Source organism: Myxococcus sp. CA023 (assembly GCF_010998615.1).
In the GTDB taxonomy this organism is placed as follows: Bacteria; Myxococcota; Myxococcia; order Myxococcales; family Myxococcaceae; genus Myxococcus.
The window spans coordinates 25808-42777 of sequence record NZ_JAAEAH010000036.1; the positions used below are offsets into that span (position 1 = coordinate 25808).

Annotated in this window: 16 protein-coding genes; 8 read left to right on the forward strand and 8 right to left on the reverse strand. The window is 71.2% G+C overall.

Going from position 1 to position 16970, the window contains the following annotated elements; all coding sequences use genetic code 11:
- Positions 1-9: 9 nt before the first annotated feature.
- From F8M74_RS38545 to F8M74_RS17310, 6 genes are all read right to left on the reverse strand, one after another.
- On the reverse strand, positions 10-930 hold the full coding sequence (locus tag F8M74_RS38545; RefSeq protein ID WP_305847176.1) for a HEAT repeat domain-containing protein: 921 nt from the start codon (positions 928-930) through the stop codon (positions 10-12).
- Positions 927-3479: a methyl-accepting chemotaxis protein gene (locus tag F8M74_RS17290; RefSeq protein WP_141254193.1), complete on the reverse strand. Its 2553-nt coding sequence runs from the start codon at positions 3477-3479 to the stop codon at positions 927-929. Before F8M74_RS17290 ends, F8M74_RS38545 begins: the two co-directional genes overlap by 4 nt.
- Positions 3460-3906 (reverse strand): chemotaxis protein CheW, encoded by a 447-nt coding sequence (locus F8M74_RS17295; protein WP_141254195.1) that lies wholly within the window; start codon positions 3904-3906, stop codon positions 3460-3462. Before F8M74_RS17295 ends, F8M74_RS17290 begins: the two co-directional genes overlap by 20 nt.
- Entirely contained in the window at positions 3903-5966 is a 2064-nt protein-coding gene (locus F8M74_RS17300) for a chemotaxis protein CheA (RefSeq protein WP_141254197.1), read from the reverse strand. The genes F8M74_RS17295 and F8M74_RS17300 overlap by 4 nt, the downstream gene beginning before the upstream one ends.
- Positions 5963-6340: a response regulator gene (locus F8M74_RS17305; RefSeq protein ID WP_090487211.1), complete on the reverse strand. Its 378-nt coding sequence runs from the start codon at positions 6338-6340 to the stop codon at positions 5963-5965. The genes F8M74_RS17300 and F8M74_RS17305 overlap by 4 nt, the downstream gene beginning before the upstream one ends.
- Positions 6341-6612: 272 nt before the next feature.
- Positions 6613-8580 (reverse strand): ATP-binding protein, encoded by a 1968-nt coding sequence (locus F8M74_RS17310; protein WP_216619676.1) that lies wholly within the window; start codon positions 8578-8580, stop codon positions 6613-6615.
- Positions 8581-9161: 581 nt separating this feature from the next.
- On the opposite strand from F8M74_RS17310, the gene F8M74_RS17315 reads away from it, so the two are divergent.
- From F8M74_RS17315 to F8M74_RS17330, 4 genes are all read left to right on the forward strand, one after another.
- Entirely contained in the window at positions 9162-9611 is a 450-nt protein-coding gene (locus tag F8M74_RS17315) for a Fur family transcriptional regulator (protein WP_011556888.1), read from the forward strand.
- A gap of 198 nt (positions 9612-9809) precedes the next feature.
- Positions 9810-10190, forward strand: a complete 381-nt coding sequence (locus F8M74_RS17320; protein ID WP_163884463.1) for a response regulator — start codon at positions 9810-9812, stop codon at positions 10188-10190.
- Between the two features lie 133 nt (positions 10191-10323).
- A complete protein-coding gene (locus F8M74_RS17325; protein ID WP_141254202.1) occupies positions 10324-10857 on the forward strand; it encodes a hypothetical protein in 534 nt (177 codons plus the stop codon).
- Positions 10858-11055: 198 nt separating this feature from the next.
- Positions 11056-12552 carry a hypothetical protein gene (locus F8M74_RS17330; protein ID WP_228559424.1) on the forward strand — a complete coding sequence of 499 codons (1497 nt, stop codon included), beginning with the start codon at positions 11056-11058 and terminating at the stop codon, positions 12550-12552.
- Between the two features lie 59 nt (positions 12553-12611).
- On the opposite strand, the gene F8M74_RS17335 is transcribed toward F8M74_RS17330, so the two are convergent.
- Positions 12612-13772, reverse strand: a complete 1161-nt coding sequence (locus tag F8M74_RS17335) for a PAS domain-containing sensor histidine kinase (RefSeq protein WP_141254271.1) — start codon at positions 13770-13772, stop codon at positions 12612-12614.
- A 283-nt stretch (positions 13773-14055) separates the two neighbouring features.
- On the opposite strand from F8M74_RS17335, the gene F8M74_RS17340 reads away from it, so the two are divergent.
- From F8M74_RS17340 to F8M74_RS17355, 4 genes are read left to right on the forward strand one after another with little or no spacing between them, the layout of a single operon-like run.
- The gene (locus tag F8M74_RS17340; protein ID WP_141254204.1) at positions 14056-14958 is read left to right on the forward strand and encodes a metallophosphoesterase; all 903 of its coding nucleotides are present in this window, start codon (positions 14056-14058) and stop codon (positions 14956-14958) included.
- Between the two features lie 51 nt (positions 14959-15009).
- The gene (locus F8M74_RS17345; RefSeq protein WP_141254206.1) at positions 15010-15663 is read left to right on the forward strand and encodes a Mov34/MPN/PAD-1 family protein; all 654 of its coding nucleotides are present in this window, start codon (positions 15010-15012) and stop codon (positions 15661-15663) included.
- Between the two features lie 11 nt (positions 15664-15674).
- The gene (locus F8M74_RS17350; RefSeq protein ID WP_141254207.1) at positions 15675-16094 is read left to right on the forward strand and encodes a hypothetical protein; all 420 of its coding nucleotides are present in this window, start codon (positions 15675-15677) and stop codon (positions 16092-16094) included.
- A gap of 42 nt (positions 16095-16136) precedes the next feature.
- Positions 16137-16445, forward strand: coding sequence for a hypothetical protein (locus F8M74_RS17355; protein ID WP_141254209.1), 309 nt, complete (start codon positions 16137-16139; stop codon positions 16443-16445).
- A gap of 3 nt (positions 16446-16448) precedes the next feature.
- Here the strand turns inward: F8M74_RS17355 and F8M74_RS17360 are convergent, their stop codons facing one another.
- Positions 16449-16886, reverse strand: coding sequence for a DoxX family protein (locus F8M74_RS17360; protein ID WP_141254211.1), 438 nt, complete (start codon positions 16884-16886; stop codon positions 16449-16451).
- Between the last annotated feature and the right edge of the window lie 84 nt (positions 16887-16970).

Genomic DNA, 16970 nt, shown 5'->3' on the forward strand with positions numbered 1-16970 from the left:
CCAGGAGCTTCAGCAGCCCGAATGCGGCGTCCTGCCCCCCACCCAGCCCAGCAGGCGTGAGAGGGCCGTCTTCTCCGTCGTGTCCGCGCTCGAGACACACTGCGACAGCCGCCGTCCCAGCACCGCCGACTCCGGCCCCCGCACCGCGGTGTGCACGGTGCGCGAGCCGCCGAAGCGCTGCACCTGGGCCTCGTGGATGTCCACCAGCGCCACCGCCGCCGCGCGCACCGACGCGTCATTGCCCTTGCGCAGCAGCCCCACCAGCGAGGGCACCGCGGCTTCCTGACCGGTGCGCCCCAGCGCGCGTGTCGCCTCCAGGGTGTAGAAGGGGTCTGGCAGCAGGCCCAGTAGCGCGGGCACCACCACGGGGTCTCCACACCGGCCCAGCACGTCGATGGCGGGGAAGATGCGGAAGAAGTTCCCGCTGCCCAGCGCCGCCAGCAGCGCGTCCACCGCCGCGCCGCCGCCCACGCGGCCCAGCGCCTCGATGGCCGCCACCGCCACGTTGTCGTCCGGGTGCACGGTGAGCCGGGCCAAGAGCGGCACCGAGCGCCGGCTGCGGCGCCGGCCCAGCACCTGGGCGACGTCACAGACGATGGCGGGGTTGGCGTCTTCCCCCAGCGCCTCCAGCGTGCCCTCGACATCACCGGTGGAGGCCACCAACGCCTCCACGGCGGCCGCCAGTCGCGCCTCACTGTCGCGGCGGTGGAGCAGCACGTCGCGCAGCGGCGCCACCGCGGGCGTCCCCAGCTTCGCCAGCGCGCCCACCACGGCGCGCCGCACCGCCCAGCTCTGGGCATCCAGCCCGCCCACCAGCAGCGCCAGGCTGGCGGTGCCGCGCCGGGCGAGCTGCTCCACCTCATCCACCTGGGAGCGGTCCTCCGCCGACAGCGTCAGCGGGTGCACCGACGTCGAGGACGCGACCGTCATGCCCGCTGCTCCCGCGGCGAGGCCGCCGCGGCCTCCGGGCTGTCCTTCACGCCACCCAGCGCGCCTCGCAGCCGCGAAAGGCTCTCCGACTGCGCGCCTTGCAGCCGCGTGAGGTGGGCCAGCCGACCCGCCACCTCCTGCACCTCCGTGGCGGTGGTGGCCGTCGCGCGCGCCTGCTGCGCGGTGGCGGTGGTGATGTCCCGCGCCCGGAGGCGAATCTCCTCCACGCTCTTGGCCAGGCCCTCCATCACCGCCGTCGCCTCCGCGCTGGCGCGTGCCACCACGGCCACGCCCGTGGCCTGGCGGCTGGCGGAGGCCGTGAGCGTACCGAGCGCCTCCGTCTGCTCGTCCAGCGCGCGCGACGTCTGCCGCGCCACGCGCCGCACCTCGTCCGCCTCCCGCACCAGCCCGCTGAGCGCCTTCGACTGCTCTTCGGCGGCCCGCGTCACCGACGCGGCCAGCTTCGCCACCTGGCGGCTGGCCGTCTCACTCTGCTTGAGGGCGCGGGCCTGCTCCGTCATGCCGCGCGCGGACTGGGCCACCTGCTTGCGCGTCTCCTCCATGGCCCGCGTCACCTCCTGGGCGGCCGTGGCCTGCTCGGCCAGCCCCACCAGGGTGCGCTGGGTGGACGCCGCCGCCTCCTGCGCCAACGTGCCCACGCCCGCCACGTCCCGGCTCTGGGTGGTCACCGCCACGCTCACGCCCTGGACGAGCTGGCGCATCTGGGATGTGCCCTTGGCCAGGTCGGCCGCCGCCAGCGCCTGCTCCTGCACGGCGCGCGACACCTTCTGTGCCGCCTCCGCGAGCTGACCGTTGGAGCGCACCACGTCGCGCAGCGCGCGCGCCTGCTCGGAGGTGGCCTGCATCGTCTGCCGCGCCATACGCCGCATCTCCGCGCCGCCCTGCGCCAGCGACTGGGACGCCTGCGCCTGCTCCGCCGCGGACGTGGCGATGGCCCGCCCCTGTTCGCTCACCTTCGCGGTGCCCTGAACCAGCGCCTGCGTGGCCTGCACCTGCTCGCTGGAGGCGCGCGACACCTCGCGCACGTTGTTCCCCAGGTCCTCCACCCCCTTGAGGATGGTGGACAGCGCGCGCTCTGCGTCCCCAGCCAGCGCCGCGCCCTCGTCCGCCGCCCGCACGCCTTCGCCCGAAGCGGTGGCCGCCTCGCGCGCCGTCGTCTGCAGGCCCCGGACGATTTTCGCCACGTCCGCGCTGGCCGCCGCCGCGCGGTCCGCCAGCGCGCGAATCTCCTCCGCCACCACTGCGAAGCCCCTGCCGTGCTCACCGGCGCGCGCCGCCTCGATACTGGCGTTGAGGGACAAGAGATTCGTGCGGTCCGCGATGAGGTTGATGGTCTGCACGATGTCGCCAATCTCCTCGGCGCGTCGCCCCATCTCCTTCATCACTCCGGCCGACCCGACAATGGACTCGCGGATACGGCCGAAGCCGGCGATGGAGCGCGTCACCGTGGCGCCCCCCTCCCGCGCGGTGCTCCCCACGCGCTCGGCGGTGGTGCGCGCCTCCTCCATCATCTGCGCCACCCGCCGCGTGGACGCCTCCAGTTGCGCGGAGGCGGTGGCGCTGCCAGCCGCCAGGGAATTGATTTGCTCGGAGGCCTTCGCCACCGTCTGCGCGGAGCGGGCGAGCTGCTCGATGGTGGCCGCGTTGGCCTCCACTGTCGCCGCGTTCTTCTCCGCCGTGGCGGCCACCTCCTCCACGCTGGCGGCCACCTCCTCCACGGTGGACGCGGTGGTGGCGGAGTGGGCCTCCAGCGCCCGGGCGTTCTCCGCCACACCCTTCACGCTGCGCGCCAGCTCCTCCACCGTGGCCGCCGTGTCCTCCACGCTGGAGGCCATGGACGTGGCGTCCCGGGACGACTCGCCCAGGGAGCGGACCATTCCCGCCACCGCCTGCGTCACCTGCGCCACGCGCTCGCCCACGCCCTGCGAATCCGTGGACAGCCGGACAATGCCCTTGGCCATCTCCTCGGCGGTGGCGGCCACCTGCTCGGTGGCGGCGGCGCTGGACTGGTTGCGCGCCACCAGGTCCGCCACGGTGGCGTTCATCTCCGTCATGGAGGCCAGCAGCTCCTCGCTGGAGGCGGCCAGCTCCTCCGCGTTGGCGCTCACGCCCTTCACCGAGCGCGACACCTCCTCCAGCGCCCCCGCCGTGGTGTCCGCCGAGGCCGCCAGGTGCGCGGCGTCCTTGCGCACGCCCGCCACGGAGGCGTTCACCTCCTGGAGGGTGCCCGCGGTGGCCTCGGCCTCCTGCACCTGGGCCCGCGCGGAGTCGCTCACCGTGCGCTGCGAGCGCACCAGCTCATGGATGGACTGGCCCGTCTCCTCCACGTGCGCGGCCACCGATTCGATGGCGGCGCGCACCTGCTCGGAGGCCGCGGCCTGCTCGTTGCCGCCGGCCGCCAGCCGCGTCGCGAGCCCCTCCACCGCCTGCACCAACCCCACGCTCTCCTGGACACTGCGTCGCGCGTCTTCGGCCAGGGTACGGGCCTCTTCCAGCGCCACCCCTGCGTTACCGCTGTCCGTCGCCATCCAACGTCTCCTCCCCGATGACCCGAGGGAAATCGATGAGCATCACCAGGCGCGGGCCCACCTGGGCCACGGCCTTCACGAAACCGCGCGCTCCCTCCACGACCAGCGGAGGGGGCGGCTTGAGCTGCTGGGGGTCCAGCTTCAGCACCTCGCGGGCGCTGTCCACCACGAGCCCGACGACACGGCTGCCGAGCTGCGCCACCACCACCCGGGAGTCGAGCGTGCGCTCCAGGGGAGGCAGGCCGAAACGCAGGCGGGCATCCACCACCGGGATGACGCGACCGCGCACCTGCACCAGCCCGGCGACGTGCGGCGCGGCGCCCGGTACGGGCGTGGCCCCCGTGAAGGACTCCATCTGGAGCACGTCCGCCGCGGGCAGCACGTACTCGGCTCCGTCTACCTTGAACACGACATGCAGCACGCTCATGCGAGGCGCCCCTCTTCCCGGACGGAAGCCCTGCGTCGGTGCGGCGCGCCGCCACCGCGCGCCAGCCCGAGCGCGGCCAGGTCCAGCACCAGCGTGGGCCGCCCATCCCCCAGGTCCGTGGCGCCCACCACGCCGGGCACGCGCACCAAGGGGTCCTCCAGCGGACGCAGGACGATTTCCTGCTGCCCCACCAACCGGTCCACGCCGTACGCGACGAGCTCACCGCGCTGACGCACGAGGAGCGCCTTGGCCACCGAGCCTCCACGGCCGTCCGCTTCCCCGCGCCCCAGCAACCGGGCCAGCCCCATCAGCGGCACCGAGTTCCCCCGGCGCTCCAGCAGGGCCACGCCCCCCGCGCCCGCGGGCCACACCAGCCGCGCGGCGTCCACCTCGATGAGCTCCTCCACGGAGCCCACCGCCACGGCGTAGCGAAGCCCGGCGCACTCGAAGACGAGCGCGTCCAGCAGCGTAATCGTGAGCGGCACGCGGAGCCGAAAGGTGGTGCCGGCGCCGGGCCGCGTCTCCATCCCCAGCTCGCCGCCCAGATGGTCCACGATGATGCGGTGGACGATGTCCATGCCCATGCCCCGCCCGCTGGTCGCGTTGGCGGCATCCCGGGTGGAGAAGCCGGGCCGGCAGAGCACCTCCAGCAGCGCGTCCGGCGTCGGAGGCACGGGCACGCCCGCGCGCGCGGCCACCGCCCGCGCATCCACGCCGCGTCCGTCATCCGCCACGGTGAGGTCCAGCAGCCCACCCGCCCGGCCATGGCTGGCCACGCGCACCACGCCTTCCTCCGGCTTGCCCGCGGCGCGGCGCGCTTCCGGCGACTCCAGCGCATGGTCCACCGCGTTGCGCACCAGGTGCACCAGCGCGGGCAGCAGCCGGTCCGCCACGGCCTTGTCCAGCTCCGCGTCCCCGACGTCCAGCTCCAGCCGCACCGACTTGCCCGTGCTGCGGCGCAGGCCGCGCACCAACAGCGGCAGCCGCTCCAGCACATCCCCCACCCGCACCATGCGCAAGCGGAGGATGGCCGTGCGCATGTCGCGAAGCTGGCGGGCGTTCTCCTGGAGAATGGCCTGCAGCTCGCGCGTGGGCGCGCCGGCCGCCGTCAGCGCCGCCACCGCGCGGGTCAGCCGCGAACGGTTGACCACGAGCGCCGCCAGCCGCTCCAGCGCCTCGTCCAGGCGCGACACGTCCACCCGCAGGGAGCCGCCGCCACGCCGCGCCTCCTCGGGCTCCTCGTCCGCCAGCGCCGACTCGGGCAAGGGCGCCAGAGCGGGTGTCCGCGGGGCTACGACGGCCAGCGGGCGCACCGACGCGGGCGGTCCCCCCGCGGCTTCCAGCAGCGCGGCGTCGGAGGCCTCGGTGAGCAGCAGCAGCACGAAGGTGAGCGCCCCACCGCCCACGGTGGGCCCCGACAGGGGCAGCACCTTCACCGTCTCGCCCAGCGGGGCCACGCGCTCGCGCACGCTGTTGATGGTGATGCCGTTGGCGGCGCGGTCCGCGCCGGGGATGAAGTCCAGCCGCACCGCGCGGCGGCCATCGGTGGCGCCCGTGGTGAGCTGCTCCCGCTCCGCCGCGGAGAGCCGGGAGGCCACGGCCTCCTCCAGCGCCAGCGCGGCGGGCGCGGCCTTCGCGGCGCTCACACCCGGAGCGCCTTCGGCATCCAGCGCCTCCAGCCGAGACAGCAGGCCCGGGGGCACCGGCGAGGCCTGCTTGCCCGCGGCGAGTTGGCGGACGCGCTGTTCGATTTCGCGCAGCCCCTCCATCAGCGGCTCCACGCTGGCCTCGGGCAGGCGGCCCCCCGCCCGGTCGGCGTGGCGCAGGCACGTCTCCATCCAATGGGCGATGTCGACGATGGGCTCCACATCCACCATGGCCGACAGGCCCTTGATGGTGTGCACGGCGCGGAAGAGCTCGCGCACTGCGCGCGGGTGCGGCAGCCCTCGCCGGATGCTGGCCTCCATGGCCAGCAACTGGCGGTGCCCCATCCCCAGCAACTCCTCCGCCTCCGCCAGATAGGCGGGAAGGAAGTCCGCGAGGTCCACGGACGCGCTCAAGCGCGCCTCCCCTCCAGCAGCCCACGCACCTCCGACAGGATGGCGTCCGGCGTGAAGGGCTTCGTCATGAAACGGCTGGCCCCCGCCGCCAACGCCCGCGTCCGCGAGGCCTCGTCCCCACGCGTGGTGACGATGATGATGGGCAGCTCGCGCAGCCGGTCCTGCCCACGCACGAACTCCACCACCTCGATGCCGCCGATGTCCGGCATGTTCAGGTCCAGCACCAGCAAGTCATACGGCTGGAGCGACAGCCGCTCGATGGCCTCCAAGCCACTGGAAGCATGCGTGAAGGTGAGGCCCGGATAGGGCCGCAAGCACGCGACCACCATGTCGCGCATCACCTTGCTGTCATCAACGACGAGCACATCTGCCATGGCGTCCCCTGGAAACGGCCACCGAACCTAGAGCGATTCCGCGAAGTTGAAAGACATGGCCGGACATGGCGCTGCCACAGCGCACACTGGCAGACAGTCCACAGCAGCGACGTGCCCCGCCTGGGACCCCCGGTATCAGTCCCGACGCGCCTGCAGTGCGGACGCCGTCGGCCCGGGCGTCCTCACGCGAGGCGTTCCGCAGGTTGTCGCCGGAGGAGCGGGACGCACTCGTCACCTCCCGGGACTCACTCGAGTCAGCGACAGGGACGCCGTCAGTCCCTCACCGCGGGCGGGCCCTCGCGCGGCAGACGGACGCGGAACGTGGCGCCCTCTCCGGGGGTGCTGTCCACGGACACGCCGCCCCCATGCGCCTCCACGATGCGGCGCAGCCGGTACAGGCCCAGGCCCAACCCGCCGTAGTGCCGCACCGGCACGGCGCGCTCGAAGCGGCGGAAGAGGCTCTCCAGCCGCCCGGGCGCGATGCCGATGCCATGGTCCTTCACCATCAGCGTCGCCACGTCCCGCCCGGACTCCAGCGCCACCTCCACCGGCTTGCCCGGCCCGAACTTCATCGCGTTGGACAACAGGTGCGTCATCACCTGGGACAGGCGCGCCGCGTCCCACCGTCCCGGCGTGGGCTCCAGCGGGCTGAGCACCAGCAGACAGCCCGCGCGCGCCGCCGCATCCTCCGAACGTGACACCGCCTCGCGCACCACCAGCGCCAGGTCCACGTCCTCCAGGTGCAGCCGGGGCGCGCCGCCCTGGAGCTGCGACACGTCCAGCAGCGACTCCACCAGGTCCGACAGGCGCTGCACCTGCCGGTCCGCCGAATCCAGCGCGCGCTCCAGCCGCTCCGTCCCGCTGCTCAGGCCCGCGCGCAGCACGCCCTGGGCGCCCTGCACGCGCAGCCGCAACGCCGCCAGCGGGGTGCGCAGCTCGTGGGCCGCCACGCTGAGGAAGTCGTCGCGCGCGCGCACCGCCTCCTGCGTCTCGCGGTAGAGGCGCAGCTGCTCCGTCACGTCGCCAATGATGCCGGCCATCCGCACCGGGCGGCCCTGCGCGTCCCGCAGCGCCCGGCCACGGCTCACGCACGAACGCCAGGTGCCGGTGACGTGCCGCAGCCGCAAGGACACGTCATAGGGCGTGCCCCGCTCCAGGTGCGCGGACAGCGCGGCCATGACGTCCGGCCGGTCCTCCGGGTGAATCAGCTCCAGGAAAGCGGAGAACGTCCCGCCGAAGTCCCCCGGCCCCAGGCCCAGCATGTCCAGCAGCGGCGGACTCCAGTAGCAGGCCTGACCGCGCAAATCCCAGTCCCAGATGCCGTCGTAGGAGCCGCTCACCACCAGGCGGTAGCGCGCTTCGCTCTCCCGGGCGGTGCGCTCGGCCTGCTCCAGCAGCCCCACCCGCCGCTCCAGCTGGCGCACCATCCGGTACAGGTGGTCCTCGGTGCTCAGGTCCGCGGGTGGCGACGTGTAGGAAGGCCCGCCGGCGCGCAGCTCACGCAGCAGCGCGCCCACCAGTTCGTCGCCCTCTTGCGTCCTGCGCACGAAGCCGTTGGCCCCCACGTTGTGGGCCATGCGCAAGTCCAGCTCGTCGGGCGCGATGGTGTGCGTGAGGATGACGGGCACCCGGGCCAGCCTGGGGTCCTGCCGAAACCCCAGGCACAGCTTGAAGCCGTCCATGCCCGGCATCAGCGCGTCCGCCAGCACCACGTCCGGACCGCGGCGCCGCGCCAGGTCCAGCGCCGTGGCGCCATCCGCCGCCAGCACCACCTCGAAACGGAAGGGCGCCAGGTGCAGTTGCGCCAGCTTGCGGGAGACCGGGTCGTCATCCGCCACCAGCACGCGGGGCCTCCGTGCCTCCGGCCCCCCGGCCGCCTCCACCGGGAAGGCCTGCCGCGCCCCCTCCACCAGCGCCCCCAGCGACAGGGGCCGGCTCAGGTAGCGCTCCACCGACAGGTCGAGCGGGCGCAGTGCCTCCCGCTCTGCGGGGAAGGCGCTGATTTGCAACAGAGCGCCCGCCAGCGACAGTGCGTGCCGCAGTGACTCCAGGTGCGTCCCATCCGATATCAACAGGCCGGCCGCCGCCACCACCACCTGCACCGACTGCGTCTGCAGCAGCGTCAGCGCGCCCGGAACGTCCGCGGAAACCCAGACCCGCCAGCCCTGACTTTCCAGGGCAAGCACCTGGAGCTCCCGGGAGGCACCAGGGTCTTCGATGAGCAGGAGGGAAGGCGTCATCACGACGAATCGAAGGCGGGCGTGCGGCCAGGGCGTCCGGACACCCCAGATGAAGGAAAGAGTCGCAGTCTGGGCACCGGACGCAGCGAGTCAAGCAGTCGGGCGGCAAGTGTTCTCCGGTGCAAATGACCGCCAGTCGGTCGCCGGCCCTCGGCATCCCCCTCTAGGAACGCACTTGCGTGGCGGATGCATCCACGACGGCAGCGGTATCCCGTCAACAATCGCATCCGGGCAGGCAGGGGCCACCTGTGGCCAGCCCGCCCCCTCCGAGGTCTTTCCCTGTGACATGCCGCGCGGCTTCCGGAGCTCCAACTTCCCGCATCATCCCCGCCGTCGGGTGACGCCGGACACGCCAGCCACCAGGCACCAGGCGGGGTCCTTGGACTCACGGCTCACCCGATCACGGCGGCAACGACGATTCTTCTGCATCCTGATTGCATTGGAAGCAGATACAACACCGGGAGCACGCGCGGAGAGTCGGGGGAGACCCGCTGGGATGCATGACGCGGAGCGTGAGGACTCAACGCTCCAGGTCTCAGCAGGGTGAAAGTGGCCGTCAAATCGGTTATCGAAAGGGCATCATGGGAGCAAAGAGAAGTGCCGTGCAGCCGAAGCTCACCGAGTTTCAGGACCGGATTCGTTCCGCGGGCCTGCGCAGCACCGCGCCCCGTGTGGCGGTGTTGCGGGAGCTGGAGGACGCCACGTCCCCGATGAGCCACGCCGACCTGGTGGACGCGCTGGGTGACGAGGGCTACGACCGGGTGACCATCTACCGCAACCTGACGGACCTCACCGAGGCCGGGCTCGTGGTGCGGGCGGACCTGGGCGACCACGTCTGGCGCTTCGAACTGAAGCGCGCGGGCGGGGGGCACAGCGGCAGCCACCCGCACTTCACCTGCACCGACTGCGGCACCGTGGCCTGCCTCCCGGAGGAGTCGGTCCGCATCGCGTCCTCGAAGGGCGTGCCCCGCGCGGTGTCCCAGCGCTCGGTGGAAGTGCAGCTTCGCGGTCTCTGCGACGGCTGCAACTGAGTGACGGGGCCACCGTGGCCCCAGGAGCGCGCACCGCGCCCCGCCCTCGGAAGATGATCGGAGAGCGGCCTGGCATGCGTCGGGGGTTGAGCATTTTCCCGCCCCCTGGCTTGCCACGCGCTTCCGCCTTCAGGGAGGCGGACACATCGTGGCGACGGCGTCGCGGGGGAGACTGCCCCGCCTTCGCCGGAGGCTTTGGTGCAACCGCTCCAGACACTGCTGGTCATCGATGACGACCTCGACATTCGTGACGCGCTCCAGGACGTATTCGAGCTGGAAGGCTACGCCCTCCTGCTCGCGGCGGATGGCCTGGAGGCGCTTACACAGCTCCGCCAGGTCGAATCCATGCCGGACCTCATCCTGCTCGACCTGATGATGCCGCGCATGGACGGCTTCGCCTTCCGAGAGGCGCTGCGTCACGACACGGGCTTCAACCGCATCCCCGTGCTGGTGGCCAGCGCGGACATGGACGTGAGGGGCGCGGCGGAAGGCCTGGGCGTCGCCGGCTGGCTGCGCAAGCCGCTGGACCTGCGCGAACTGCTCAACGCGGTGAAGCGGCTCAGTCAGCTGCCCAACTGAGCGCGGGCGCCTACTCGCTTGCCCTGCGGCCAGGGCCGTCCCTGGGGCACTCGGCCTGGATTGGCGAGAGCAGGAAGCGGCCCCACCCTTGCTCCCAGCAGTCGGTCCAACCGAACTGAACCCAGGGAGAGGGATGATGAAGAAGCTCATCGCCGCAGTCGCATTGTGCGTGGGAAGCGCCGCGTTCGCGCAGCAGCAGCCGTCGCAAACGCAGGTACCCCGCCCCGGTACGGAGAAGAGCACCGGCGTGGACGCCACCGAAGTGGGGCCCGCCATCGGCAAGGCCGCCAAGGACGTGACGGGCATCCAGACGGAGGATGAAGGCACCTTCAAGATGGACAAGGCCATGAGCCTGCAAGGCACCCTCAAGGATGCCACCGCGGACGGCGTGAGCCTGTCCCGCCCGGGCCTGCCCGACGCGGACCTGGACGTGCGCGACAAGACGGTGCTGATGCTGGACGGCAAGAAGGTCGCCAAGACGGATGAGATTCCGGAAGGCGCCTCGGTGCGCGCGAAGTTCCAGTTGGAGGGCGATGAGGTCGTCGCGCTGGAGCTGCGCGCCACCAGCCCCAAGGGTGCCAAGAAGAAGCAGCCGGGCACCGGCGGCGCTGGCACGCAGCCGCATGAGTCCGTCGACAAGGAGCTCGACGGCACGCCGACGCGGTAGTCCTGGCGACACGCGCATCGTGCCTCGGAACGGGCCCGCTTCCACACCGGAGGCGGGCCCGTTCGTTTTTCGTCACCGCGAGGCCCTCTTCTTCTCCAGACAGGGAAACGTTTTGCCCACGCTGACCCTGTTTCCCAGGCGGCCAGGCGTCCAAGGCCCGGTATGCGAATTGCTGTGCGTCCCCGGGAGGAGGAAGCGGTGAATCGACGACTGTGGGGCGGGTGTCTCGGGGCAGTGGTGATGACGGCATGGGCATGCGGTGGCTCGAACGAGCCCACGTTCCCCACGACGGGCAACGATATCGACAACATTCCACCGGTGACGCGGCCAGAGCCCGACGCCGGCACGCAGCCGGACGCGGGCTCGGAGCCACAGCCGGACGCGGGCAGCGGTCCTGTTGAAGGACCGTGGCCGACGGACGCGGTGACGAACTACTCGTCCCGCTACAACATCTCCCGGGCGCAGGCGGTGGGCGTGGATGCCGCGCACAACATCTGGCTGCTGGATGGCGACCGGATTGGCGTGCTGCGCGCGGACTCGCGGCAGGTCGTCTGGACGCGCTCGCCCATTGGCCAGGCCCAGGGCGGTTTCGGTCTAGACCGGGCGGCCACCGGCTCCACCGTCATCTGTGGTGGCCGCGCGGGCCGCGCCTACGTGGGCTACGCCACGACCGACCTGCGCACGGACCCGGACTTCCCGGGCCTGCAGACCAACTACATCGTCAGCCCCAACGAGTGCTACCAGCCCGACCCGACGCAGCCGTGCTTCCCGTACAGCCACCGCCGGCTCCAGTACTACAAGCAGGGTGACGTGGACGTGGTGCGCCTGGACGGCAGCGGGCAGATTGTCCTCGAGGAGCACCTGCACCAGTCGGTGCGCAACACGACGGACGCGAACGGCAATCCCCGCGTGCAGACAGGCCCGCGCCGGCTGGATGACGTGCACAACCTGGGCATCCGCAACAGCAACGACCACCACTTCGACGAGGACCGCAGCATCCTGAGCTGCGTGACGGTGATGCACGGCCGTGACGAGGGCGACGTCTACGTGGGCTCCAACCACGGCGTCACTCGCATCCGCGGCCTGGAGTACAGCTCCCACCGGCACCCCGTATGGCTCAACGAGAAGGGCAGCCAGATGGCGGGCTACACCTACGGGCTCGGCATCGCGCAGGACGGGGACGTCCTCATCGCTAACGAGTGGATGTTCGGCATCGTCACGCCGACGCCCCACCACGGCGACTGGGACAACATGGACAAGCGCGTCAACCGGATGAAGGTGGAGTCCTCCTACCTGCCCCAGCTCAACGGCATCAGTGAGCTCGACAGCTGGCGCGGCTTCCAGCAGACGACCGACGGCCGCTACTACCTGGGCAGCAAGGGCCACGGCCTGTGGGAGATGACGATTGTGTGGGCCACCAATCAGGCCCAGACGGGCACCCGGCTGACCGGCGCCAACGCGGAGCAGAACGCCGCGCTCCAGAACATCAACGCGCTGGCGGCCACGGGGGACGGCTCGCTCTACATCGGCACGGACCGCTCGGGCCTGTGGCGCCTCACGCCGCTGAAGACGCTGGAGAAGGTGGCGGACGTGAGCGACTCCCAGGTGCGGCAGCTCATCTACGACCCGCGGGTGACGCCGGCGGCGCTGTACGTCCTCACCGACAGAGGCCTGACGGTCCTCCGCGGCAACTGAAGCGCGGGGGAGCCCCCGGGGTGCCACGCACGGGCGCCCCGGGGGTTCGCGTCTTGAATCTACCGCGAACCCGCGGCGGCCTTGGTGGGCACCGGGGGCCGCGTGGGCAGGCGGAGGATGAACGTGGAGCCTTTTCCCTGCGCGGAGCGCACGGTGATGCTGCCGCCCATGGCCTCCACGATTTGACGGGTGATGAAGAGGCCCAGGCCCAGGCCCCCATAGTGCCGCTCCGACACCGCGCGCTCGAACTTGCCGAACAGGCGCGCCATGCCGTCCTCGGAGATGCCGATGCCCTGGTCCTTCACGGCGAGCACCGCCGTGGGGCCCTCGCGGGCCAGCGACACCTCCACCGGCTGGCCTCCGCCGTACTTCACGGCGTTGGAGAGCAGGTTCACCAGCACCTGCTCCAGGCGCAGCGAATCCCATTCACCCAGCAGCGGTCCGTCCACGTGCAGCGACAACGTGCTCCCGGCGCGGTTGAACTCCTCGGAGAAGGCCTCCGCCATCTGCCGCACCATCTGCGCCAGGTCCAGCTCCCGGGGCTCCAGCGACAGCCGGCCCGCAGCCAGCCGCGACACGTCCAGCAGCGTGTTGACCAGCCCCACCAGCCGCGACAACTGGCGGTCCAGCACGCGGGCCCTGGGCGCCAGCTCCGCGGGCGGCTCCTGGTTCGAGCCGCCCACCTGGCGCAGCAGCAGCTGCAGGTGCAGGCGCAGGCTGGTGAGGGGCGTGCGCAGCTCGTGGGCCGCCACGCTGAGGAACTCATCCCGGGCGCGCACGGCCTCCTGCGTCTCACGCAGGGCCTGCTCGCGCACCGAGCGCTCCCGGGCCGCGCCCGCGTCGCGCTGGGCCTCCACGCGGCGGCGCTCCGTCATGTCCTCCACGTAGATGCACGCGGCGACGATGGCGCCATCACGGCGCACGGGGTGGTAGCTGGCGCGATAGACGCGGGTGCGCTCGCCGTGGGCGCCCGACTCGCGGTGGATGATTTCCACGCCCTCCAGCGCCACGCCCGTCTCCAGCACGCGGCGGACGCGGCGCACGACATCGGCCGCGGAGGGTTCGGCGCGCAGCACCTCCACCATGGGCTGGCCCAGGTGGGCCTCGCGCGACACGCCATGCATGGCGGCCATGGCGTCGCTCACCTCGACGAAGCGCAGCTCGCGGTCGATGATGGCCATGCCCAGCGGCACCGTGGACATGAGCTCGGCCAGCTCCACCGGCCGCGAACCGCCGCCGGAAGGGGGCGCGGCGCTTCCTCCACCTTCTGTAGCAATCCCAACGGTCACCGTCACTGCACGCCCCCCGGACGTCTGTCCAATGATGGAAGGATGCCTGAGGACGCTGTGGAATCTTCCTGAAATCGCGCGGGTTTTCTCCGCACCCCGAGCGCCGGCCGCTGGCTGGGCAGGCGTGCGAGGGACACCTGCTTCAACCCACCTCGCCTGGCTCGCTACAATCGAGCCCTCACGCCGTCCCCGGCACCGAAAGGAACCGAACCGCATGCGCCTGAGACGTCTCGCCCGTCGTGACGCCCCCCTGTCAGCTCCGGCCAACAGCTTCCGGCGGAACATGCAGGAGGACGGGCGCAATGCGCTGGTCGCGCGCAGCGGTGCCGACCCCTTCCGCACGGAGCGGCGCCTGCGCTGGCGGGACCACTTCTCCCTTTCGGAGAACGTGCTGATGGTCCAGCACATGCACGCCGAGCATGACGGCCTGCGCATCGCGCAGCTGTCGGACGTGCACGTGGGGCAGGCCACCTCGGCGCTGCGCATCCGCCGCGCGGTGGAGGCGGTCAACGAGGAGAAGCCGGACCTGGTGTTCCTCACCGGCGACTACGTCACGCACAGCCCCAAGCCGTTGCCGCGCGTGCGCGAGCTGCTGGCCGGCATCGAGGGCCCCGTCTACGTGGTGATGGGCAACCATGACCACTGGGTGAACGCGCCGTACCTGCGCGAGTCCTTCGAACGGATGGGCTACACGGTGCTGCAGAATGAGCACCGGCAGGTGCACGTGAAGGGCGCGCCGGTGACGGTGCTGGGCATCGACGACGGGCTCACCGGCCGGGACGACGTGGAGGCCACCTTCCGGGGTGCGCCGGTGTCCGGCACGCGGCTGGTGCTGGCCCACACGCCGCCCACGGCGGAGAAGCTGCCGGCGCACGCGGGGCTGGTGCAGTTCTCCGGGCACACGCACGGCGGCCAGTTCGTGGTGCGCGGCCTGACGGAGGCCCTCTTCCGCCGCGCGGGCCAGCCGTACATCCGCGGCCACTACCACGTGAATGGCAACCAGTTGTACGTGAACCGGGGCCTGGGCTTCGGCTTCGGCGGCCCCTATCTGCGCCGGGGCAGCGAGCCGGAGGTGGCCTTCTTCACGCTGCGACATGCCTCCGTCAGCGCGGGGTAGCACACGCCAGCCTGGCTTGCGAGCCCGCCGCGCATCTCCTAAGCAGGGGGCATGCACCCGAAGCGCTGGTGGCCTGCATTCCTGCTCCTCGTGTGCCTTGCTTGTGAAAGCGCTCCTCGCAAGGCACACGAGACGGAGCACTACGGCTTCATCAGCGACGACTCGGACTATGTCTGGGCGCGGGGGCCATGGTCTGGCGTCGAGCCATCCCGGGACGTGGATGACGTCATCGACCGCCTGTGCCCCGCCATCATGAAGCTCCCGGGCGCGACCGACAGGGATTACGGACAGGAGTACTGCGGCCTCATCTACTCCCGAGGCGACGGCATCTACCGCGTCAGCCATCCTTCTCCCCTCGGCCGATGGCAACTGCGTAGGGAAGCGACGAAGAAGTCCTGCTTTCCCGTTCGCAAGGTCATCGACCCCGAGGCCCGGTCCCTCTCCATCCTCGCCGACTACCACAGTCATCCCTGGCACCCTTCGCCGCTATCCGAGCCGGACCGGCGCGCAGCCAATCAACTCTGGCTCATCAAGATTCAGTTCGATTCGGCGTGCCACATCCAGAAGCTGATCCCCCACCTGGATGATGTAGACAGGCCCGGCGAGGTCTACTCGCGTCGAGGGAAGCAGTGGGTCCGCATCGGGCTCATCAAGCCCGCAGACAAACCGTTCGGCTTCATCACCCCCGTCGGACGCGAGGACTGACAGGAGACATCATGCCAAAGTGGTTGCCCCTGATGTGCCTGTGCACGCTCCCGGCATGCGCCCTCTTCAAGAAGCCGCCTCGTCCTGTCCATGCGCCCGTGGAGGAAGCCTCGAGGTTCGAGTTCCCCGTTGGAATGCCGGAAGAGGGACGCGTCATCATCCGGCGCCCCCTGGCCCAGGCTGTCCAGCTCGCCATGGAGGATTACCTGCCATGGGACCTGAAGCTCCCGCCGGGCGACCGGCCCGGAGGGGAGTGCCTCTATCGGCGAGAGTCCTACGACGTGACAGCGGCTCCGTACGAAGGCGGAATCATCCTCGTGAGCATCTCGCTGGACCCCGACGCATGCGAGAGAAAGGGTGCCCCCTACGACATGGGGGCGCGGTATGCGATCGACTCGAAGACTTGGCGAATCCTTGCGGTCCAGCGCTGAGGATTCCCAACTCAGATGGTGCCGCGGGCCGGGGCGGGTAACATGCGCCGCATGCGCAAATCACTGCTCCGGTGTGCCGTGCTCCTGCTGCCGCTCGTAGGCTGCGTTCCGTCTCACCTCGACTACGTCAAGCTGCCTAAAGCGGGGGGATTCGCCATCATCAACATCGACGGTCGGCGCGCCTATCTCATCGACCCGCGAGCGGAGAGCTGTTTCCTGATCATATCGAGTGGTGCCGTGGGGAACGTCCCCTGCGACAAGCTGAAGAAGAACCTGCCCGAGGCCGCCGCCTTCATCACCTGGGTTCCCGACAGCGCGGAAGCCCCGGCCGTCAGCGCCCCCACGCCCTGAGCCTCAAGGCCGCAGCGGAACGCCCAGCCTCCCGCTCCCCAGCCCTTCCGCCTTCTTGCGCCGCAGGCTGAAGGGCCCGGACCCGAAGTAGACGATGAACAGCGCGCCACCCGCCATGGAGAGGTTCTTCATGAAGTGGATGAGCTGGTCCTGCGCCTGCACCGGGTCCGTCACCAGCCAGAACCTGTGGACCATGAAGGCGGCGGACAGCAGGAAGATGGCGATGGCCGCCGCGCCCAGGCGGGCGAACACGCCCAGCAGCACGGACAAGCCGCCCACCACCAGCGCCACGCCGGACCCCAGCACCGCCATGCGCGGCTCCGGCACCCCGGACGCCTGGGCCACGCCCGTCAGCGCCTCCAACTGGAAGAAGTGGTTCAGGCCGCTGGTGATGAAGATGGCCGAAAAGAGCAGCCGGCCAATCGGCGCTAGCACGCCCATGAATCCTCCCTGTCGTCCCTCCTCCCAGCCCCACAACGCTGGCAGGACGTCGTCATTCTCAAAGTGAGCATCGATTCCTGCGTG